This is a genomic window from Chryseobacterium pyrolae, assembly GCF_025153485.1.
GTDB lineage: Bacteria > Bacteroidota > Bacteroidia > Flavobacteriales > Weeksellaceae > Chryseobacterium > Chryseobacterium antibioticum.
The window spans coordinates 1-18,269 of the sequence record NZ_JANZQH010000016.1 but is presented as its reverse complement, the minus strand read 5'-3'; the positions used below and the strand labels follow the sequence as shown (position 1 = coordinate 18,269).

The following is an 18,269-nucleotide window of genomic DNA, read 5'->3' as shown; positions in this document are numbered from 1 at the left end:
CCAAAGCATACAAACATTTTAAAATCTTAAACCTTTAAACAATATAACTACTAACTAATAAATATAATATTATGAAAGATGAACAACAATCAGCGAATGAATTTTACGGTCATTATACAGGTACAGAAAGATATTATCCTTTAGATGGAGTTTTACTTACTGATGGAGTTTTTGAAATAGCAGGCGAAGAAGAATGCTTTTGGTTCTTGCAGACCATAACACTCAATCAAAAAAAACTAGCAAACGAACCTTTTCAAACTTGGAAATTAAAAAGATTAAAAGATAATCAGTTTGAAATTGTAGCAACAGATGGAAATGAAAATGTAATTTTTGAAGAAATAATACCTTTTTCTGACTTCTTCTTTAAGGAGTTCACTATTTGGGTTGAAAATGGAGTTTTATTGCTTCCAAGCGAAAGATAATAATTTTTACACCTCACGAGGTAAAGGCAAATCGTATTAAAATATGAATACTGAAGAAATAGACCTTTTTGAATGTATACCAGATATTGTAAAGCCAATTTGTGATAAATGGTTGGCCATTGAACAAAAAAATGGCTACCTGTCTTATAGCGATTGTGGGAAATTTTTACTGGAGATAAATCAGTATGGATATACTTTCGATTATGGGTTAGATGCCCTACCCTCTTTTTTAAGAAAGTTAGATACTGAATTAAATAGTGTACTAGCTAAAGAGATTCTGGAAAAGATTGAAATTAATATTGTTACATGCGGATCATGTGGCACTATAAATTTGCACCGTAAAAGCATTCTTGCTTTAAGATGTGAAAATTGTGATCATGAAGGAGAAATCTCTCAATTTCCTGATCTGTATGATTAATTTAATTACCTCTCGATACAAGGTTAATCGTAATAAAATATTTACTATCATGAATAATTATGCAATAATCAAAATGAAAAATCCTGAGCAGGCATTAGAGCTTAATGATCTGCTTAAATCTAAATACAAAATTGAGAATGAAACCTTCAGTAATTCTGGAAGCTTTATTGTAGAACTGAACGATATAAACGATACTACTAAGCCAATTATTCTAGCTTTAGTTAAGTTTTCAAGAACGAAAAATTTCAATCGTTACATAAGTGTTGTAAAATCGCAAAATTTTGAAGAACTGTTAAAGTTCAAAGAAAAATTGAATTAGAAATATTATCTTTAAACACTCAAAACAATTAAAACAACAATGGAAAATAGAAGATATATTCTTATAGATAGAAAAGATCTAATTGCAGTTGTAGATTATATGGATTATAGCTACATCGGCTCTAATGCCTTAGACGATGAGTTGAAAGTAGATAATTTAACGGCTAATTCTGATGGTGTTAAATTTTTTTATAAAAATTTGGAAGGCGTAAGCAATGAGAAAAAAGAAGAAGCTTTTAAAATCTTTAATCTTCTTGTAGAAGAGGAAAAACAAAGACTCAGGAGAATTGATAGAGAGAGTATGTTAACCATTGGGGGCGTTATATTTCTTGCATTGATCGTATTTGTTGGCATAGTAGGCCTCACAAAATCTATAAAAAGAAGTAATGTTAAAACTAATTATAAAACAATTGTAGAAATATCTTCTTTGAAATCTCAATCAGCGGTAAATGGAAAATTTAGCATTGGACGAGGATTTGTTAATGAAGAAGACTATTATTTCTTTTTGGTTAAAGATCAAGAGGGCTATGTTAAGCGCAAGGCTCCATCTGCAATAACTCTTTTAGTTGAAAAAGATACTATACCCACTTTTACAAAGTATTATTTAATTCAAAAAAGTACCTCCAGCTGGGGATTTTTTAACATAAAACTTGAAGAAAAGACTGAAGTTGATACTATTGATTATAACTATACCTACAAGAATAAATATAATGCAGTCTTAACTATTCCTAAAGGTACAATAGAGGAAAATCAGAACTATAACCCATTATAAAAACTAAATATTATGAGAAAAGAACTTGTATTAAAATCTTCAAAATTTTTTTTATTAAAGGAGGAAATTGATCTGATCAACTTTACTCTACAGAAAAAAGGATATCCGATTTCAGTGAAACTGAATATTGTTATTTATGGAGTAATATTTTCGATACTTACATATCTTTCAATCTGTTTTATAAAAATGGATTATAGACCTAATTTCTGGGATTTGACTGAGAGGATCGTATTAATTGTATTAATTGTGTGTGAATGGATCATTTTATTTCTTTGGAATACAGCTTCTTTCGAAGATGATAAAGAAGATATTTCCACTATTTTAAGAAAAAACAGAGGCATTACTGCAAAAGACATTATTTTATTTTGTGAGAATAATTTTACTGAACATGATAATATTACAACAGAATTAATAAATAATAAACTTAAAGAGATTTTGGATTATGAGGATACTTTGAAATCAGCTAAAAACAATTCTAAAGATATAGATGAATTGAAATACAATTATAAGGATATAGAAATTGCTAGATTTATTGTTTTTCATCTTTATACAAAGGCTGGGTAAATATAGAATAAAGCTGAACTAAAGTATGAAAGATAAATTCAGAGGCTATGATCCTACAATTCCTCAAAGATGTGATCATTTACATAAAAATGTAATAGGATCTAGCTATCAACGAACATCAATCCTAATCTACTCAATAATGTTTGTAATTTTTAATTTGATGTATTTGTTTTTAAATAATTGGACGATTCCCCAAGAACATATTGATTTTGATCAACCTAAATTCATAGCGCAAGTTTTTGTAATTCTTTATAACCTGGTTATTCTTTTTTATATCATTAGAAGTTTAATATTCTATAAAAAAGCGAAAGAAGAAGAACGAAAGAAAAGTCTACCGGATTATTTTAATAATACAAAATACTTTAACGAGATTTTGGCAGCAGTTGATTGTAGAAACTGTAATCAGAATAAAGAAAAACTTTCTATTGGTTTTAGGAAAAATGGAGATCTAGAAGTTTTTTGTGATACGTGTAAAAGCGTAATTTTTGAAATGACTACATCAGATCAGCATTATAAATAAATGCTATTTTTATTTTATTTAAATGTTAGCAATGGATGAAACTATATGATATAAATTTTTTAAAATATAGTTTTTTAAAACGGTCGGTTTCCTGTACTCTGTTTGATATTTTACATTATGCGGTTTTAACTTTTAATTTTGGTACATTTTATTAGTACATAAAAACAAATTACACTATATTTGTTTTAAATGAGTAAAATGAACTTATGTTAATAGGATATGCAAGAGTCAGCAAGTTTGAACAAAATCTAGATTTGCAAACTGATGCTTTAAAAAATTTAGGAATCGAAAAAATTTTTGTTGATAAAGTTAGTGGGGTAAAATCGGAAAAACCCCAGCTCAATCAATTATTAAGCTTTATTCGAAAAGGTGATACTTTGACGGTCTGGAGATTAGACAGGATCGGAAGAACTACAGTTGGATTGATTCAGTTTGTAACGGAGCTGAACGAAAAAGGAATTCATTTTAAATCAATCTCTGAAAACATCGATACAAGTTCTGCCAGTGGAAAATTAATTTTCCAAATATTTTGTGTTTTAGCTGAGCACGAAAGAAACGTATTGATTGAAAGAACCAATGCAGGTTTAAAGTCTGCAAGAGCCCGTGGAAGAACCGGGGGAAGGCCAAAAGGTCTGACAGAAAAATATAAAGAAATTGCCCCTTTAGTAAAAGCTTCATATGAAAGTAAAAACATGCCAATTATGAAAATTATGAAAGCATTTGATATTGGCAGTAAATCGACCTTTTATAAAATAATTAATTTTTAAAAAAGATGAAAAAATCAGCACATCAAATATGGAAAGAAGCAAAGGAACTTAATCTTAATGATGTAGAATTTAAAAAATATCTAAAAGATAATGGTGTAATTGCTTCTAAAGAATCCATAGATAAACAGCACGAAATGGCAAAAAATATACTAAGAAGGACTAAATCTCCTAAGAATTAAATCTCAAAAAACGATGGAAGACAATTATAAGAAACCTATTAAAATTGATGTGTTTGGAAAGGATTTAACCACTCATCCGGTAGGAACGGGAAAGCCTTTGACAATCACCGATGAATTATTAAAAAAAATGTCAGACTCAGAAAAAGAAAATTTGGTTAAATTCTTTAATCCTGTAAGGAAGAAAGGAAAAAATAAATGATCTAACAAAACGATGAAAATAGATAAATTTAAGAAGAAAATAAATATTGACAATGCAACTGCTTTTAAATTAGAATATTATGAAGGAGGTTCTGAATTAAAGTGTAAGGAATTCAAATCATACAAAGTAATGGAGCAATTTCATAGCAGGCAGAAAGAATTCTTCATTTATTTAGATTGTAATAGGTACGCCAAGGTCAATGATGAATGGCACAGGTTCATAAAGCTTCCATCTCCAATAGTTTTCCAAAAAGAAGTAGACTTTATAAACAAAATATTTAATGATGTCGTTGAAGATTCTCATCTTCAAAAATTCAAATTTGAAGATTAAAATCTTCATTGTAATTAATCTCAAAAAACGATGATGGAAGAAAAACAAATACTGATAAACTATTTATCTCAAAATGGATTTTCTAAGGAAAGTGCAGAGCTTTATGTTAATAGTTTATCTAAGAACCCAGAAGAACCAACTGATCTAAAATTTTCTTCAATTTTAAGACTTATAAAGTTTACTTTAAATCTAGATCTACCAAAAATCAAAACTTTAGATTTAACGGAGCCAGTAAAAAGTTATCGTATAAAACCTCTATCGAATATACTTGATGATTTTATTGATGGAAATTTAAATGAGGATGAAATTAATGAAGTCATAACGAGATTTGATAATATCAAAAAAGAGTATAAACCCAAATAATCTCAAAAAACGATTTAAATGAAAGAAAATAATCTACAGCAACTATATTTCAGCGCTATCGGTTTCTATCGTTCGGGTATAGATGCTGCTCTTAAAATTAAAAATTCAAGAGGTGATGAAGCATTTATATTGGTTCCTATAGCGGCTACAAATTTATCATTTTCAGCAGAATTGTTTTTAAAGCTCTTGTATTTTATGAAAACCGAAAATACGGAACTCAGGCTTCACAAACTTTCTGATATATTTGATGAATTACCTGGGAAAATCTCATCAGAAATAAAAAGAAAATATGAACATTTTAAAGAAGATGAGAATCATGAATTAGTTCCTGTAAGGTATTCTTTTAATACAACATTTGGCAACGAAAACGATCAAAAGATGAAATATAAAATAACTGATCTAACCATTGACCAGTTATTAGAACTTCATGATAATTCATTTGTTAATTGGCGCTATGTTTTCGAAAGCACTACAAATTATATGGTTTATGATTACAATTTTAAGTTGATGAGTAATTTTATTATGGCTTTAAAAGTCATAATAGATGATAATGTTAATTTTAAAAATAGTGAAGAACTAAATAATACTTTATAAAAATCTCAAAAAAGGATAGCATGAAAAATTATTATTTAATAGGTGCATTTTTTATGATAGTTAGTTGTATAATTTCACTAATTAGGCAAGAATATTTTTATAATGTGATAGCTTGTTTGATTGTATTCGTGATCATTTTTATAGCTAATTTGATAAAAAAAGGATAATATGAAAAAAATTTCAAAAAACGATGAAAATAATTAAAAATATAATAATTACTTCCTTTATTCTCTGTTGTTTGTTGTCTTTTATTGACTTTCTAATAACAAAATTTGGAAACAAAAAATACTATGAAATTCATGAAAAGAACTCAGTAATACAAGACAGCTTATCAAAAGGCGTATTAGTTTATGGGAATGACCATGTTTACTTTTTCAAGTGGAATATTAGCTCGATAAGAGAAATAAAACATTAAATTTTAAATCTCAAATCTCAATAAACGATAATATGACAGAAAACTATATTCAATATGCAAGCGGCTATCAAAAAGATAATATTGATGAAAAGGACGTAGTAAAAGCTATATCAGACATTCAATTAATAGATGACGAACATGGAGCATTTTGGGTTTCAGTTATAACCGATGATGAAAATGTAATTGAAGTAAACAAAGATTTATCACTTCTTGTAATTTTCGAAGGACAACAAACCAAGTATCAGGCTAAAGATTGGAACGAGGTCACAGAACTTTATAAGCTACTGCTAATTGAAAAATTCGATGTAATTGTCGAGAGATTAAAATAGAAATAAATAAAATCTCAAAAAACGATCCAACATGACAAAAGTTTTGACAATTATCATATTATCCTTATTCTCCATAACAACTTATGGACAAACACAAATGCATTCTATTGATGAATTAGTAAACAATACAGACTCTGGTTGGCCACTTGTAAAAGAATGGATAGACTCTGCTAAAAACAAAGTGGAAATATTGCCTGTTGACACAAACAAAGCAAAGGATGCTCTATATAAAACTCAAGTTACAACCCGGTCTCCAATGGGCGCAGTTGTATACATGACAGGTGGACTTTTAGTTGACAATGGATGGATTAGAATTCTTGGCTCGGGTAGTGATAAGTTGAGAAGGTCATTGCCAGAATGGAATAAAGGAAAAGGATTTAAAAATTTTGGACAGCCGACACCCTATCTTTTAATTGCTGATGATGCAATGGGTGGTTTTTTTATCCTTAATGGAGGTGGGCTTGGTAGCGACTTAGGAAAGGTTTATTATTTAGCACCAGATAATTTAGAATATGAACCTCTTGATCTTACTTATACTGACTTTCTGAACTTTTGCTTTAATAATAATCTTGATGAATTTTACAAAGATTACAGGTGGACAAATTGGAAAATAGATCTGGCAAAACTCAAAAGTGACCAAGTCTTTAACTTTTTTCCTTACTTATGGACAGAACAAGGCAAGGATATAAATAAAGCATCAAAAAAAGAAGTTCCAATTGAAGAACATTACAGATTAACTCTTGAATTTAGAAAGAAACTTGGGTTTGATATGCAGAAATAAAAAAACTGCTATAAACAAGAATTATATAAAACTAAATCTCAAAAAACGATACGATATGTTTCTCAATGATATTTAAAATATCTAGATTTAATACATAGCTAAAAATTACAATAAGATGAAAAATATTATAATATTAACAATACTTTTTCTTTTTATAGCTTGTGAACAAAAAGAAAAAAATTCATTTAGCCTCAAATATATTAACAACAATAACGAACTGTCTCTTATATATGAAAATAATACTTCTCAAGATATTATTTTTCCCGCACCTAATACGCTTCAATTTGAAGATCAAAATTTAAAAGGTAATATGAAAGGTCGTTATCCAATTATTATTTATGCAACAATGAGGGATAATCAATCTTCAAAATTTTATCAAAAAAAATTAGATAGTATTTATGAAGGGTATTTGACTGAAATTGGTGAATCTGGTTTGATTGCTTATAAAAACCCTGGTGAAGGCAATTCGATATTTTATTTAAAAGAAAAGGAAAAATTGAGGGTAAAATATAAGTTAACTGTCAAGCGATTTTATCCACTAAACTATTCTTCAAAATTTAAACAAAGTTATTATCCTTATGATAAAGGATTAGAAGGGAATTATCGTGAAACAGAGTACTTAAGAAGGTTTTCAATGCTAAATTTTGGTAAAGCAAAATTTATGATACAACCTGGAATAGAGGACAGTTTGTTTTTGAATATTTCACAAAATGGATATAAATAAATCTCAAGAAACGATCAACTAACTATGAACAATTATAATGGTCAATTTGAACATAATTTTTTTGTTGTAATTGAAGCAGATAATCATGATACCTGTTTAAAATTTGCATCATATATTAAAAAAGCAATAGAACCTTGGTTTTTACAAACGGAGAATGTCACAGAGCATAAATCAGCTCGAAAAGGAGATGTATTGAGACGTGATATATCTGTGAAGCATACTGCATTTGCAAATGATATTATTATCTTCAATGAAATGCTCCGTACACTAATATGGAATTATAATCTATATTTTAATGTAAAAATACATATTGATGACAGGGGTACGTTACCCAAGGATAGTAGAAAAGAAATCAAAAAAAATTAATTGACATTAAAATCTCACAAGAACGATAAATAATATTATGAATACAACTGACATAATTATAAAGCATTTAAATGCTTTAACATCTAAATATCAATTAGAAATAGACCTTCTTACTGAAATGAAGAAGAAACCTATTAATGAACTTCATCAGGCAGAAATTGATATTAATATTACATACTTTGAAGAAGAAATTAAGGAGATACAAGAGGTCATAGAATCTTTAGAAGGAAAATAAAAAAATAATTGAAAATTTACTTAATCAATAAAAAATCTCAGAAAACGATCAAATAAATACGGTTTACCGTAAAGAAATTTAATTATTAAAAGATAATTTTAAAGATTTAAAAATTAAACGACTAAACCTAAAATATAATAAGATGAAAAAAATTAAAATTTTACTATTTATTTCAATAGTTGGAATAGTTATCATTATAATCACTTTATTATCATTTCGCATAGAATTATTACAAGATTCAACAGTAAAGATTCTCCTGACATTATGTACAGTTTTGGGTGTTCTACTTGGAAGATTATTAGATAACATTTATAATCTGAGAGAAAGAGAAGAAATGACTAAAGAAGTTGAAGAGATAGGTAAAGAATAGTTGATCAGAATCTTAAAAAATGATAGAAAAATGAATTTTTTTATTTCTAAAAATCCTATTCAAATAATTGGATTTTTTCTAGTTGGCTTCTTTTTTATTCTGACTTCCTGTCGAAATAATAAGGTTGATTACATCACATATTACAATACTGTAAATTCTATTGATAGTACATATAGAATAAAGAATGATACTCTTATCGCCATAAAAAAATTCAAAAAACTGTTCCGAAAATACCCCCCTAGAAATGATGAACGAATGGAAGAATATGAAAACTATATTAAGTTTTCTGATAAATACAATAGAAATTTTGGAAGCAAAAAAAGTCTATATAAACTTATTCCTTTAGTCGCTCCTTATTGGAAGTTTAAGCGAGAAGATTCAGATTTTTTCAAACTTTACAAAAAATATGGAATTGATAGTACTATTGTAGAGCAAAAAGTAGTAGAATGGAAAAACTCCTTAAATAAACAACTTATTGATTCTTTTAGAATTGCTTTTATCAGGGATCAAGCAAAAGATCCTATAACAGGAGAACAATCACTTGATAATTTTAGAAAGAACTCTGAATTATTGAAATGGACTCTTAAAAATTTTGGTTATCCATCAATGCAGAAAATTGGACTTGAAACTGAAGATGGTGTTTTTATGTCGATGGGTACGTTTTTAAACCATATGGCCCAGATAGAAGATTATGAGTATTTCAAAACTAAACTCCGAGACTATGTAAGTTCTGGTGATATTCCACCAAGGGATTTTGTGGAAATGGTAGAAAGATATAATCAAATTAACCATTTAAAGACTGTATATGGTTTAAAAAGTACTGATGATGAATTTATAAAAGATTCTGCAATTATAAATCACAATAGAAGACAAATAGGTCTTCAAAGCATAAAACATCGAAGAAAAATTACAAAAGAATTTTTAAAGAAAATAAGATGAAATTATGAATGATGAATCAAAGAGAATTATTATCTATGATAATACAGTTTATGAACTTTCAGAGGAACAGTTTGAAAGGCTAGTTGAAGTAAAAGAAGAGGCAAATAACCTTCCATTTGCAGGAGAACTACATGTAGAAGAACATTTAAATTTTAATATTAACCAATTTAAATACCTGGGTGAAATTGATATCGATTTTGACAAGACATATTCCCAACCAATAAAATAATCTCACAAAACGATAAAACTATGATAATGTATTTTATTTACCTAAAAAATGAAAATGGCAATGGCTATGATTTCCATTTTGAAACAATTGGAAATTTAATAGTGGGTGATATTGTAGATTTAAGGTGCCACGATATAAGCAAGATTCTATTAAAAGAATATAAAACTGAACAGTTTTTAATAACAAAACGAATATTTATTTCCGATACCAATTTGGAAAATGGAGGGATTTTTCATTTATACGTTCAACCTTATATCAACTAATCTCACAAAACGATAAGATGGAAAGCCTATATTTTTTAACAGATAAATTTAATTTAATAGTTCTTATTATTGCTGCTATTTGTTATTACTATGTTTTGTATATTTATTATAAACACATTAGAGGGAATGAATCTAAAAAATTTCTTGCTCAAAATAAATTTTGGAACTCTATGATGATTTTAATTTCAGTATTAATTTATAGTGCTTTTGTATCTTTATTAATACTATTAATTTTTGGAGATAAACCAATTAATAATTTGAATTTGGTTTATGTTTTTATTACAATCATTTTAATTCCAATTATCCACCAATTCTTTTTAAGAATGTACATTAAGTGGAGTAATTCTTAATCTTAAATCTCATAAAACGATAAAATTACATGTTATGGAAAAGAGTTTGGATCTGTTAATGCAGGATATTGTTTTCTTAATTAAAAGAAGTTTAGAAAATTCATTCTACTGTGAAAGTTTAGACCTTTGCCAATCTATACACGTAAATATCTCAAGGGAAGCTTTAATTCAAAGCTTTTCAGATGATGAAATTAAAGAAGCATTTGAAAATCTGTATAGACTGTTTTTAGATGATGTTAAATGTAGGTGTAAGCCCACAAAAATAGCAATGTTAAGGTTGATTGATAGGATTTCTTTTTCAGAAACAACAATTCACTTTACAACCTACCAATTTTATGTAAATAAGCTTTTTAAAGTTAATTTTTGTTTAAATAAATTATAGAAACTGAACTACAAAATGAATAATGAATCTCAAAAAACGATAGTATGAAACTTGATTTTAAAAATTATTTAAATGGAGATTTTATTTCAGCGTTATCAAAGCATATTGAAAGGTTTGATCTTCATAAAATGGAAAATGACATTATTCTTTTCTGGCAGCCAAAGCCTGCTACAATCATAGATTTTGAAAATACCGGAAGATCTTTTGAAACTTATCTAGAAAGTCTGTTTGATTCTCATAAATTAGATTTTGGACATAGTTACTTAGACCCTAATTTAGATTTTAGAGAGGGTGTTGATTTTCATTATCATTTAACTCCGGAAGAAATTCAGAGCGTTAACGATATTGAAACAGGACCAGACAAGATTCATTTTCAAGAGGATGGTGATTTTTGGAGATATGATGTTTTCGATCAAATCCTTTCGAATAAAAGACACGAAGAGAATATGATTAAGGCTGTGGAACTTATTCGACAAAAACAGGCTAATAATAAAAAATTAACCTATGCTGAAAAAGAAATTTTAAGAATTCGGAATTCTATAAATGAATTGGATGCTTTTGCAATAGCTCTGGAGAAACAATCGAAAAATCCTGTATTTATTTCTCAGGAAGAATATGAGGAGCTTTATAACACTCCTCATATTTCCATTGACTTGAAAAATCATCAGTTAGGAACTCTTGACGGTTCTAAATCTAAAAACTAAGCAAGTCTAATTTGGACAACTTGGATGGAGTTAAAAAGAATAAAAAATAATCTCAAAAAACGATCAAACATTAAATTTATAATATGAAAAAAAATGAGTTGCTTAAGGATTTAAAAATTTTTTTAGAACCACACCCAGTCTTTGAAGGTTCTGACGAAGACATTTACTCCGTCAAAAAAGATTTAAAGATCAAATTGTGGATGGATGGAGGATTCATTTTTGATTTACAGCCTTTGAATTTTGAAATTAATTTTAATACTATTAAAACTGGAATTTTAGTAATAACTGATAGAAATAACGGGAGCGTGCTTAGAGTTTCAACGAAAAATATTATCGGTTTTGAATTACTTAGAGAACCCGATTTTAAAGGAAATTTAAATGAATTATTTGCACTAAAAGATCACCAAAAAAATTAAATCTTGCGATAAGATGAAAGATTATTATCGGTTAACTGAAATTCAGAAGACGAACATTTCTCAAAATTTAATTGATATCCTTGAAAAAGAGATTTGTCCTTCTGCAGAAACGATTACTTTTATTTGTAATTGGATACTCACCGACCGTAGTGAGAAGTTCAAGGCCTATTATGATGTTTGGGATAACGTTTTAAAAAATTTTTATCCACAAACTAGACCATTGCTAATAAGAAGTATATCTAGGAAATCAAAACACGAATACATTGCAAGTTTTACAAAGTCTGTATTTTCTGCTGAAAGATTTGGTGAGCGTAAAGGATATTGGATAATTTGTGAAACAAAAGATTGTCTACTTTCAGATATTCCAATATATAAACCAGGAAGTTACAGAAATACTTTTTATCCTTTAAGTGATGTTTTAAAAAAAGCTAAAGAAAAAGGTGGATGGGGATTTTCTGAAAGATTTTTGAATACATACTCTGGAGAGGATGAATACATTATGAAAATAAATTTCTCATTCATGTATCTATTGAAATATGTAGATCATAATTATTAAAATTTAATCTCAAAAAACGATAATATCCACAAAATATTAAATTATGAAAAAAATATTTTTACTATTTGTATTATTTTCAGGAGTAGCTTTTGGTCAATTTACAGTTTCAAACAATGATTGGAAAGAAGTAGGGAAGTATTTTGAAGGTATCAAGCTTTATGAAAATTTAGATAAAACAAAAGCTAAAATTTATTATTTAGATTATAATACAATTGGAAATAGCGTGTCAACTATAGATCTTTCAAAATCTTACGAGTTTATTTTTTCGACTGAAAAAGACACATTAGACAAATTACATAAACTCATAATTGAAAAGTTACAAGAAAAGAAAAAACAAGAATTAGTTTTAAATTTTCAGGAAGGTAATTTATTTCTTGATTTTTACGCTGCCAATTTTGTTAGTTTTAAATTTGAAAATAAAGCTAGTAATGAAGATTTGAAAAGAACTACAGTTGGTTTAAATATTAATCGAGTAAATAAATTGTTTGGAAAAAAATAGGGTATTTATTAATCTCAAAAAACGATCCCAAATAAAGTAATATGGAATATTCTATAAATGCTGAACTAGAATTAATTGAAATATTAAAAAGATATTCTTTCAACTTTAATTTTAATATTTTGGAAAGAAGTGAACCTCTTTATCTTCCAATTCAATTTTCTGTAAAGCGAAATTATGACTTTTACCCTTGTATATTTGGTTTTTATGCACAAATATTTGAAGAAGAATTAGTAAAAGACTTATTGAGTTATCAAGCTTCTCATTTGGAAGCGATAGATAAAAAAAACTTTATTATTCACTTTGCTTTTCGTAATAAGCAAAGACTATTTTAAATCTCAAAAACCGATAAATATTAAATTATGAAAAACAGTTTAATTCCGCAAATGGGCTTTGGCATACAAGAAACAACCATTTCTAAGTTTATTAAAAATAAAAGGCAGAGTTTAGGATTATCAGTTGAGGAAGTTCTACAAAAATTACATAACGCAGAGCTGCAATTAACCTTTGAAAGATATGATGAAATTGAAAGTGGAAAATCTGATCCTACAGGAGATGAGTTTTTGAAAATCAAAAAAGTTTTAGAAGAAAATAAACAGGATTAAATCTCACAAAAACGATACGATGGCAGAAAAACTTTTATACTCAGCTGATGAAGTCCAAACTATCTTGAAAAAGGCTATTGAAGCTACCTCTAAAGGTATTTTTGAATTTATAAATAATGAGAATCTAATTGTGGATAAACTACAGAAAATAGAGATTCACGGTGCTATATTAGAGACTAATTATACTTCTCAAAAGAAAGCTTCTGAATATATAGATCAAGAACTGGCAAAAGTTGGAATTATCTATAATAAACAATCTTAAAATCTCAAAAAATGATAAAAAATTATGTTTGACATGAATCCAAAATTATTGGATGAATAAGAGAGTTAGTTTACCGGATAAACTACCCATATCCAGAAACCTTTATTAATGGGAAATTAAAAAGGAAAGGGTGGTTCGTAGCCCACCCTTTTCTGAAAATGAATCAATCTTCTGATTCAAATCCTCCTTCAAATAAATTAAAAATTTTAAGATAACCTTTAAATTTTTTCTTTCTGAAAAGTCCTATTCCGAATAGAACTAACATTCCTACAATGAGGATCGCTAAGATAATTTCTAACATACTATTTTGGTTTAAAATTTTATTAATCATGTCTTTTTTAAAAATATTTATTGATCAGGGTTTTAACCTATGAAAACGGTTTACTTCAAATATAACATCACATTAAAGCCTTTGCCGGTTTGCTTAATTTCTTCTGAAACAAATAGAATAAATTTCCAGTTCTTCCAAAAGGACACATTTTTACATTTCTATTCTAATACCATGAATAAAGGATTTGCAAGGTATTTCATAGATTTTTATTTAGTTGTGACGCACTTAATTGTTTCCAACCTGTATAAAGATAAAATGTAATCCATCCATCTTCTGTTACACCAAAAATTATTAAGAAAGGGCACAAAAAAAAGCCCCTCGTAGTACGAGAGACTTTGTCTTCGATACGAAGTTACAGAATCATTTAATACGAAGCAAAAGCATTAATTTTTAAATTTAAATTCTATAACACTATTTATCCTATTACCCTTTATTCCTTATGTTTCTATAGTCTTCTGTATCATATTTTGTTGATCTATTTTATCATCATATAGAAAAAGAGTAGATCTACTACTCCTTCTTCTTTTTTCTAAGTTCAACAATAAGAGCTACTAACTCAATTACTTTCACTACTACATCTAATAGTTGTTCAATCTGTTCCAAGTTGTGGTTTTGCATAATCTTAAAATTTTAAAAACACCGACAAGGGGTTGTCCCTCGGAAAAAGCCGGATGCTCTAAAGGGTTTAAGACGTCCAAAACGATCACACTCCTATTTATCGGTAATAACAACCATTTTTTTGATCCTTTTTTGTGTATGGATTTTTATCAATATGTTCAATGAAGTTTATTTTAACGAATTATTTTTTTAACCTGGAGAAAGATCTGGAGCTGTAATAATTCGTTAAAAATCGGAATAGTTTATAGTTCGTTATATCATTCCGGTTCCTGGCGATATCCTGCGCTGCCAGAATCATTTTAACGAAGTATTTTTTTGGGGTCAGCTGTCCGGGAATCAGATGCCCCGGCATAGTCCTTCCTGATCCCATTCCCGTCCGCTGAGTTGAATTTCATATATATGTGTGGCATGCCTTGGTAAAAAGCTGAAGGAGGTCGATTCTGGCCAGTCACTTCCCCGTTGAAAAGAACAATCCTGCTATTTGCTCCGTCTGAGGTTATATCCGATTTTCTAATGCGAATTTGAAATATTTTTTTCTTAAAACTTCTTTCCTGTAACTTTTTTGGGAATCCATTTTTTTTGCAAAAAATAAACCCACCACAAAAAAGCTACCCCGGCACCCAGCGGAATACTCCGCCCCATTTTTAACCCTAAAATCTTTCACGAGACATTGCATAGAAAAGTCGAATACCTCAGAATGTACGAAGCAAACGAACAGGTGTTCTTTGAAATCAACGGAAAAGCAACTTATCAGAAACGAAACTTATTTTATGCTTTTTACCTACGGCATCTGCCACTTCAGAAAAAGTCAAGTGTCCTCGAATACCAAAGCATACAAACATTTTAAAACCTTAAACCTTTAAATAATATAACTACTAACTAATAAATATAATATTATGACACGAGAGACTAAAATATCCGAAATAACTAAAGAGGCTGAAAATATCAGTACTGAAACATATTTTGACACACAAATTGTAAAATTTAAAAAAAATGACATGTTCTATTATATTGCCTTTAAAGGAAGGTCTACAAGACCCTCCTATTATTACTTTTTATCAGAACCGAACAGAGAAGAAAGTTTAAACATTACCAAAGCACGTATTAAAAGTAACCATGAAAAAAAGGTTAAATACTTAGAAAATAAAAAAATTGAAAGTGATTTAATTTCTGTGGGAACGATTTTATATAGTAGTTGGGGATATGAACAGACCAATATTAATTTCTACATTGTTTTGAACCGTAAAAATACTGTAGTTACAATTCAAGAAATTGGAAAACACAAAGAATTCGAAGGAAGAGATTATGGAACCTGTACTCCAAATATCAATAATAAAATTGGAGAACCTTTTCAAAAAAGAATTACCAAACATGCCTCGATAAAAATAAACGAAGTAGAAGACGCCTCTAAATATGACGGTTCTAAAATACATTGGAGTTCATGGTATTAAATAAATTGATGTAAAAGATTTAATTATACCCTATTCTATGGGGTTTTAATTACCCATAGAATTATTATCCTCCCCTATTATATAAATATAACTACTAACTAATAAATATAATATTATGACAACATCTAATCCTTCTCAAAAAATGAAACTATTTAAAGAATTGAAATTAAACGAACTAATTGCAAGTTCTATTAATCCAAGGACTGAATTTGAAGAAACCTCCTTAAATGAATTAGCAGAAAGTATAAAACTACATGGAGTCTTACAACCCATAATAGTAAGAATTCATCCAGTTGAAAAAAGGAAGTATGAAATTGTTTGCGGTGAAAGACGATTTAGAGCTTCAAAGATAGCAGGAGCAAAAACAATCTCAACATCTGTTAGGGAATTAAATGATGATGAAGTTTTTGAGATTCAAATTATTGAGAACCTTGCAAGGAAAGATGTTCATGCTATGGACGAAGCTTTAGCATTTAAAAAAATGCTAGAAAGTGGAAAATATACTTTAGATGATATTTCGGCAAAGATCGTAAAGCCTTTAACTTTTGTATCACAGAGATTAAAATTAAATGATCTTATTCCAGAATTAAAAGAAGATTTTCTCAAAGGTGAATTCGGACTTGGCCATGCTGTCTTATTAGCAAGGGTTTCCGAGGAAAAACAAAAAGAAATCTTTGATAATTCTAAAAGAGAATGGGGTAATGGTTATGGGACAATAAAAGAATTGAAAAGTGATTTAGATGATGATAATTTAAATCTTGATGAAGCTTTTTTCGATATTTCAGATATTACTTTAGACCCTTTGGCAGGAGCTTGTACAGCATGCTTAAAGTGTTCAAAGTCTAATTCAGTTCTTTTTCCTGAATATGAAGAAAACCTTTGTTTTGATAAAGTATGTTTTAGTACAAAGACAGAAGTATCGAAGAGGATTGAACTAAACAAAGTCATAAATGAAAATCATGGAATAATATTAGTTTGTAGATATCCGGATTCAAAAACGAAGGCTTTAATTTCATTTGCTGAATCTTTTGGGAAGAAAGTGCTTACAGGTTGGAATTCTTATGAAATAAAAGATAATGGTAATGATGCATATGATCTAGAAAATATGGAACTTATTAAAATCGAAAAGAGAGACAATTTAAACGCTCCTGAAATAAGTAAATCTGATCCTGATCAGGAAATCAAGAGTAATATTCTTGGAATTAAGCAAAGAGCAGATAGAGCTTTGGAACTTGACAGAGAAAAAATTTTTAAAAGATCCATAGAAGAACTCATTAAAAATGATGAAAAAAATCCAATCCTTTTTTCTACTGATGACCTTACTTTGACTGAAAAAGTAACACTTTGTTTTATTTTAATGGGCTATGATGATGAATCTTGGATGACTGAACAATATGGAGTAGATATATATGAATTTAGAAAGGATAAATTTGAAATCATTTTGAAACATTTCTCTGAGGGGATGCTTTGGAGAATTATCAGGAAATTCATAAAGAAAGAGCTTGTTTCGGAATCAATTCTGGATTATGAAAAGTATGATCAGCCAAAAGCCTACATTAAAATTTTAAATGAGTATTTTCCTAAAGAAATTCTTCAATTCACAGAAGATCAAACTATAATTGCAAAACAAAGGATTGAACGAGCAAATGTACGGATAACAGATTTAGAAAATTCTCTAAAGATTAGAGAGAATGAAAGAGAGTTGCAAAAATCTCAAATAGATTCATCTAAATTATGTAAAAGTTGTAACAGAAACGATATTGATTTTATTAATGAATTTGGGCATCCTGCAATTTGGAATGAAGAATATTGCCTTCCATGTTCATTGAAGCAAACAGATTTAGAAGAGAATTAATATTAGAAAAACCATCTGCCTTATTTATGAGGTTGGTGGTTTTTTTGAGTTTCACAATATATTTTTAGTGATGTTTTTTCCGACTATTAATAATCCCTGGGAGATTTACCGGGCCGATGGAGCCAACAGCTTCAGGGCCTAAGTTT

The 18,269-nt window shown here is 28.5% G+C and carries 32 protein-coding genes; 31 read left to right on the top strand and 1 reads right to left on the bottom strand.

The annotated features are described in order from the left end of the window. The first annotated feature begins 71 nt into the window (after positions 1-71). The 29 genes from NZD88_RS21000 to NZD88_RS20860 all read left to right on the top strand — a co-directional run bounded on the left by NZD88_RS21000 (position 72) and on the right by NZD88_RS20860 (position 13,868). Complete coding sequence (locus tag NZD88_RS21000; RefSeq protein ID WP_259831756.1) at positions 72-422, top strand: DUF6876 family protein; 351 nt, start codon at positions 72-74, stop codon at positions 420-422. A gap of 43 nt (positions 423-465) precedes the next feature. After that, positions 466-840 carry a hypothetical protein gene (locus NZD88_RS20995; RefSeq protein WP_259831755.1) on the top strand — a complete coding sequence of 125 codons (375 nt, stop codon included), beginning with the start codon at positions 466-468 and terminating at the stop codon, positions 838-840. Between the two features lie 49 nt (positions 841-889). Further along, positions 890-1,159, top strand: coding sequence for a hypothetical protein (locus NZD88_RS20990; protein ID WP_259831754.1), 270 nt, complete (start codon positions 890-892; stop codon positions 1,157-1,159). A 39-nt stretch (positions 1,160-1,198) separates the two neighbouring features. Continuing rightward, positions 1,199-1,930 (top strand): hypothetical protein, encoded by a 732-nt coding sequence (locus NZD88_RS20985; RefSeq protein ID WP_259831753.1) that lies wholly within the window; start codon positions 1,199-1,201, stop codon positions 1,928-1,930. Positions 1,931-1,942: 12 nt separating this feature from the next. Continuing rightward, the gene (locus NZD88_RS20980; protein WP_259831751.1) at positions 1,943-2,494 is read left to right on the top strand and encodes a hypothetical protein; all 552 of its coding nucleotides are present in this window, start codon (positions 1,943-1,945) and stop codon (positions 2,492-2,494) included. Positions 2,495-2,519: 25 nt separating this feature from the next. After that, the gene (locus tag NZD88_RS20975; protein ID WP_259831750.1) at positions 2,520-3,014 is read left to right on the top strand and encodes a hypothetical protein; all 495 of its coding nucleotides are present in this window, start codon (positions 2,520-2,522) and stop codon (positions 3,012-3,014) included. A gap of 206 nt (positions 3,015-3,220) precedes the next feature. Then, a complete protein-coding gene (locus NZD88_RS20970; RefSeq protein WP_259831748.1) occupies positions 3,221-3,781 on the top strand; it encodes a recombinase family protein in 561 nt (186 codons plus the stop codon). Positions 3,782-3,786: 5 nt separating this feature from the next. Further along, positions 3,787-3,960 carry a hypothetical protein gene (locus NZD88_RS20965; RefSeq protein ID WP_259831747.1) on the top strand — a complete coding sequence of 58 codons (174 nt, stop codon included), beginning with the start codon at positions 3,787-3,789 and terminating at the stop codon, positions 3,958-3,960. A gap of 13 nt (positions 3,961-3,973) precedes the next feature. Further along, a complete protein-coding gene (locus NZD88_RS20960; protein WP_259831745.1) occupies positions 3,974-4,159 on the top strand; it encodes a hypothetical protein in 186 nt (61 codons plus the stop codon). Between the two features lie 12 nt (positions 4,160-4,171). Further along, positions 4,172-4,489 carry a hypothetical protein gene (locus NZD88_RS20955; RefSeq protein ID WP_259831744.1) on the top strand — a complete coding sequence of 106 codons (318 nt, stop codon included), beginning with the start codon at positions 4,172-4,174 and terminating at the stop codon, positions 4,487-4,489. A 30-nt stretch (positions 4,490-4,519) separates the two neighbouring features. Beyond that, positions 4,520-4,852, top strand: coding sequence for a hypothetical protein (locus NZD88_RS20950; RefSeq protein ID WP_259831742.1), 333 nt, complete (start codon positions 4,520-4,522; stop codon positions 4,850-4,852). Positions 4,853-4,870: 18 nt separating this feature from the next. Beyond that, positions 4,871-5,446: a hypothetical protein gene (locus NZD88_RS20945; protein ID WP_259831741.1), complete on the top strand. Its 576-nt coding sequence runs from the start codon at positions 4,871-4,873 to the stop codon at positions 5,444-5,446. Positions 5,447-5,893: 447 nt separating this feature from the next. Beyond that, positions 5,894-6,190 (top strand): hypothetical protein, encoded by a 297-nt coding sequence (locus NZD88_RS20940; RefSeq protein ID WP_259831740.1) that lies wholly within the window; start codon positions 5,894-5,896, stop codon positions 6,188-6,190. A 31-nt stretch (positions 6,191-6,221) separates the two neighbouring features. Continuing rightward, the gene (locus NZD88_RS20935; RefSeq protein ID WP_259831738.1) at positions 6,222-6,971 is read left to right on the top strand and encodes a DUF2625 domain-containing protein; all 750 of its coding nucleotides are present in this window, start codon (positions 6,222-6,224) and stop codon (positions 6,969-6,971) included. 115 nt (positions 6,972-7,086) lie between these two features. Further along, positions 7,087-7,695, top strand: coding sequence for a hypothetical protein (locus NZD88_RS20930; RefSeq protein WP_259831736.1), 609 nt, complete (start codon positions 7,087-7,089; stop codon positions 7,693-7,695). Positions 7,696-7,719: 24 nt separating this feature from the next. After that, positions 7,720-8,061: a hypothetical protein gene (locus NZD88_RS20925; protein ID WP_259831734.1), complete on the top strand. Its 342-nt coding sequence runs from the start codon at positions 7,720-7,722 to the stop codon at positions 8,059-8,061. Positions 8,062-8,098: 37 nt separating this feature from the next. Next, positions 8,099-8,296: a hypothetical protein gene (locus NZD88_RS20920; RefSeq protein WP_259831733.1), complete on the top strand. Its 198-nt coding sequence runs from the start codon at positions 8,099-8,101 to the stop codon at positions 8,294-8,296. A gap of 142 nt (positions 8,297-8,438) precedes the next feature. Further along, entirely contained in the window at positions 8,439-8,666 is a 228-nt protein-coding gene (locus tag NZD88_RS20915) for a hypothetical protein (protein WP_259831732.1), read from the top strand. A 30-nt stretch (positions 8,667-8,696) separates the two neighbouring features. Beyond that, the gene (locus NZD88_RS20910) at positions 8,697-9,605 is read left to right on the top strand and encodes a hypothetical protein (protein WP_259831730.1); all 909 of its coding nucleotides are present in this window, start codon (positions 8,697-8,699) and stop codon (positions 9,603-9,605) included. 4 nt (positions 9,606-9,609) lie between these two features. Next, positions 9,610-9,834 carry a hypothetical protein gene (locus tag NZD88_RS20905; RefSeq protein ID WP_259831728.1) on the top strand — a complete coding sequence of 75 codons (225 nt, stop codon included), beginning with the start codon at positions 9,610-9,612 and terminating at the stop codon, positions 9,832-9,834. Positions 9,835-10,114: 280 nt separating this feature from the next. Then, positions 10,115-10,447 (top strand): hypothetical protein, encoded by a 333-nt coding sequence (locus NZD88_RS20900; RefSeq protein ID WP_259831726.1) that lies wholly within the window; start codon positions 10,115-10,117, stop codon positions 10,445-10,447. A gap of 34 nt (positions 10,448-10,481) precedes the next feature. Further along, positions 10,482-10,829 carry a hypothetical protein gene (locus NZD88_RS20895; RefSeq protein WP_259831724.1) on the top strand — a complete coding sequence of 116 codons (348 nt, stop codon included), beginning with the start codon at positions 10,482-10,484 and terminating at the stop codon, positions 10,827-10,829. A gap of 44 nt (positions 10,830-10,873) precedes the next feature. Further along, on the top strand, positions 10,874-11,533 hold the full coding sequence (locus NZD88_RS20890; RefSeq protein WP_259831723.1) for a hypothetical protein: 660 nt from the start codon (positions 10,874-10,876) through the stop codon (positions 11,531-11,533). A gap of 83 nt (positions 11,534-11,616) precedes the next feature. Then, on the top strand, positions 11,617-11,949 hold the full coding sequence (locus NZD88_RS20885; protein WP_259831722.1) for a hypothetical protein: 333 nt from the start codon (positions 11,617-11,619) through the stop codon (positions 11,947-11,949). 13 nt (positions 11,950-11,962) lie between these two features. After that, the gene (locus NZD88_RS20880; protein ID WP_259831721.1) at positions 11,963-12,505 is read left to right on the top strand and encodes a hypothetical protein; all 543 of its coding nucleotides are present in this window, start codon (positions 11,963-11,965) and stop codon (positions 12,503-12,505) included. A 43-nt stretch (positions 12,506-12,548) separates the two neighbouring features. Then, positions 12,549-13,004 carry a hypothetical protein gene (locus NZD88_RS20875; protein ID WP_259831720.1) on the top strand — a complete coding sequence of 152 codons (456 nt, stop codon included), beginning with the start codon at positions 12,549-12,551 and terminating at the stop codon, positions 13,002-13,004. A 41-nt stretch (positions 13,005-13,045) separates the two neighbouring features. Next, positions 13,046-13,336, top strand: a complete 291-nt coding sequence (locus NZD88_RS20870) for a hypothetical protein (protein WP_259831719.1) — start codon at positions 13,046-13,048, stop codon at positions 13,334-13,336. Between the two features lie 27 nt (positions 13,337-13,363). After that, positions 13,364-13,606, top strand: a complete 243-nt coding sequence (locus tag NZD88_RS20865) for a helix-turn-helix domain-containing protein (RefSeq protein WP_259831718.1) — start codon at positions 13,364-13,366, stop codon at positions 13,604-13,606. A 19-nt stretch (positions 13,607-13,625) separates the two neighbouring features. Then, complete coding sequence (locus NZD88_RS20860) at positions 13,626-13,868, top strand: hypothetical protein (RefSeq protein WP_259831716.1); 243 nt, start codon at positions 13,626-13,628, stop codon at positions 13,866-13,868. A 163-nt stretch (positions 13,869-14,031) separates the two neighbouring features. Here the strand turns inward: NZD88_RS20860 and NZD88_RS20855 are convergent, their stop codons facing one another. Continuing rightward, positions 14,032-14,169 carry a hypothetical protein gene (locus NZD88_RS20855; RefSeq protein ID WP_259831715.1) on the bottom strand — a complete coding sequence of 46 codons (138 nt, stop codon included), beginning with the start codon at positions 14,167-14,169 and terminating at the stop codon, positions 14,032-14,034. Positions 14,170-15,713: 1,544 nt separating this feature from the next. Here NZD88_RS20855 and NZD88_RS20850 point away from each other — a divergent pair. Together NZD88_RS20850 and NZD88_RS20845 are read left to right on the top strand one after the other, a co-directional pair. Further along, a complete protein-coding gene (locus NZD88_RS20850) occupies positions 15,714-16,268 on the top strand; it encodes a hypothetical protein (protein WP_259831714.1) in 555 nt (184 codons plus the stop codon). Between the two features lie 115 nt (positions 16,269-16,383). After that, complete coding sequence (locus NZD88_RS20845; protein WP_259831713.1) at positions 16,384-18,123, top strand: ParB/RepB/Spo0J family partition protein; 1,740 nt, start codon at positions 16,384-16,386, stop codon at positions 18,121-18,123. The last annotated feature ends 146 nt before the right edge of the window (positions 18,124-18,269 follow it).

Coding starts and splice junctions, on each gene's coding strand:
- NZD88_RS20855 (WP_259831715.1), bottom strand. CDS start 14,169: ATGTTAGAAATTATCTTAGCGATCCTCATTGTAGGAATGTTAGTTCTA.
- NZD88_RS20890 (WP_259831723.1), top strand. CDS start 10,874: ATGAAACTTGATTTTAAAAATTATTTAAATGGAGATTTTATTTCAGCG.
- NZD88_RS20920 (WP_259831733.1), top strand. CDS start 8,099: ATGAATACAACTGACATAATTATAAAGCATTTAAATGCTTTAACATCT.
- NZD88_RS20940 (WP_259831740.1), top strand. CDS start 5,894: ATGACAGAAAACTATATTCAATATGCAAGCGGCTATCAAAAAGATAAT.
- NZD88_RS20915 (WP_259831732.1), top strand. CDS start 8,439: ATGAAAAAAATTAAAATTTTACTATTTATTTCAATAGTTGGAATAGTT.
- NZD88_RS20935 (WP_259831738.1), top strand. CDS start 6,222: ATGACAAAAGTTTTGACAATTATCATATTATCCTTATTCTCCATAACA.
- NZD88_RS20965 (WP_259831747.1), top strand. CDS start 3,787: ATGAAAAAATCAGCACATCAAATATGGAAAGAAGCAAAGGAACTTAAT.
- NZD88_RS20895 (WP_259831724.1), top strand. CDS start 10,482: ATGGAAAAGAGTTTGGATCTGTTAATGCAGGATATTGTTTTCTTAATT.
- NZD88_RS20960 (WP_259831745.1), top strand. CDS start 3,974: ATGGAAGACAATTATAAGAAACCTATTAAAATTGATGTGTTTGGAAAG.
- NZD88_RS20900 (WP_259831726.1), top strand. CDS start 10,115: ATGGAAAGCCTATATTTTTTAACAGATAAATTTAATTTAATAGTTCTT.
- NZD88_RS20870 (WP_259831719.1), top strand. CDS start 13,046: ATGGAATATTCTATAAATGCTGAACTAGAATTAATTGAAATATTAAAA.
- NZD88_RS20925 (WP_259831734.1), top strand. CDS start 7,720: ATGAACAATTATAATGGTCAATTTGAACATAATTTTTTTGTTGTAATT.
- NZD88_RS20905 (WP_259831728.1), top strand. CDS start 9,610: ATGAATGATGAATCAAAGAGAATTATTATCTATGATAATACAGTTTAT.
- NZD88_RS20975 (WP_259831750.1), top strand. CDS start 2,520: ATGAAAGATAAATTCAGAGGCTATGATCCTACAATTCCTCAAAGATGT.
- NZD88_RS20865 (WP_259831718.1), top strand. CDS start 13,364: ATGAAAAACAGTTTAATTCCGCAAATGGGCTTTGGCATACAAGAAACA.
- NZD88_RS20850 (WP_259831714.1), top strand. CDS start 15,714: ATGACACGAGAGACTAAAATATCCGAAATAACTAAAGAGGCTGAAAAT.
- NZD88_RS20910 (WP_259831730.1), top strand. CDS start 8,697: ATGAATTTTTTTATTTCTAAAAATCCTATTCAAATAATTGGATTTTTT.
- NZD88_RS20880 (WP_259831721.1), top strand. CDS start 11,963: ATGAAAGATTATTATCGGTTAACTGAAATTCAGAAGACGAACATTTCT.
- NZD88_RS20995 (WP_259831755.1), top strand. CDS start 466: ATGAATACTGAAGAAATAGACCTTTTTGAATGTATACCAGATATTGTA.
- NZD88_RS20885 (WP_259831722.1), top strand. CDS start 11,617: ATGAAAAAAAATGAGTTGCTTAAGGATTTAAAAATTTTTTTAGAACCA.
- NZD88_RS20945 (WP_259831741.1), top strand. CDS start 4,871: ATGAAAGAAAATAATCTACAGCAACTATATTTCAGCGCTATCGGTTTC.
- NZD88_RS20930 (WP_259831736.1), top strand. CDS start 7,087: ATGAAAAATATTATAATATTAACAATACTTTTTCTTTTTATAGCTTGT.
- NZD88_RS20990 (WP_259831754.1), top strand. CDS start 890: ATGAATAATTATGCAATAATCAAAATGAAAAATCCTGAGCAGGCATTA.
- NZD88_RS20980 (WP_259831751.1), top strand. CDS start 1,943: ATGAGAAAAGAACTTGTATTAAAATCTTCAAAATTTTTTTTATTAAAG.
- NZD88_RS21000 (WP_259831756.1), top strand. CDS start 72: ATGAAAGATGAACAACAATCAGCGAATGAATTTTACGGTCATTATACA.
- NZD88_RS20955 (WP_259831744.1), top strand. CDS start 4,172: ATGAAAATAGATAAATTTAAGAAGAAAATAAATATTGACAATGCAACT.
- NZD88_RS20950 (WP_259831742.1), top strand. CDS start 4,520: ATGATGGAAGAAAAACAAATACTGATAAACTATTTATCTCAAAATGGA.
- NZD88_RS20845 (WP_259831713.1), top strand. CDS start 16,384: ATGACAACATCTAATCCTTCTCAAAAAATGAAACTATTTAAAGAATTG.
- NZD88_RS20970 (WP_259831748.1), top strand. CDS start 3,221: ATGTTAATAGGATATGCAAGAGTCAGCAAGTTTGAACAAAATCTAGAT.
- NZD88_RS20860 (WP_259831716.1), top strand. CDS start 13,626: ATGGCAGAAAAACTTTTATACTCAGCTGATGAAGTCCAAACTATCTTG.
- NZD88_RS20875 (WP_259831720.1), top strand. CDS start 12,549: ATGAAAAAAATATTTTTACTATTTGTATTATTTTCAGGAGTAGCTTTT.
- NZD88_RS20985 (WP_259831753.1), top strand. CDS start 1,199: ATGGAAAATAGAAGATATATTCTTATAGATAGAAAAGATCTAATTGCA.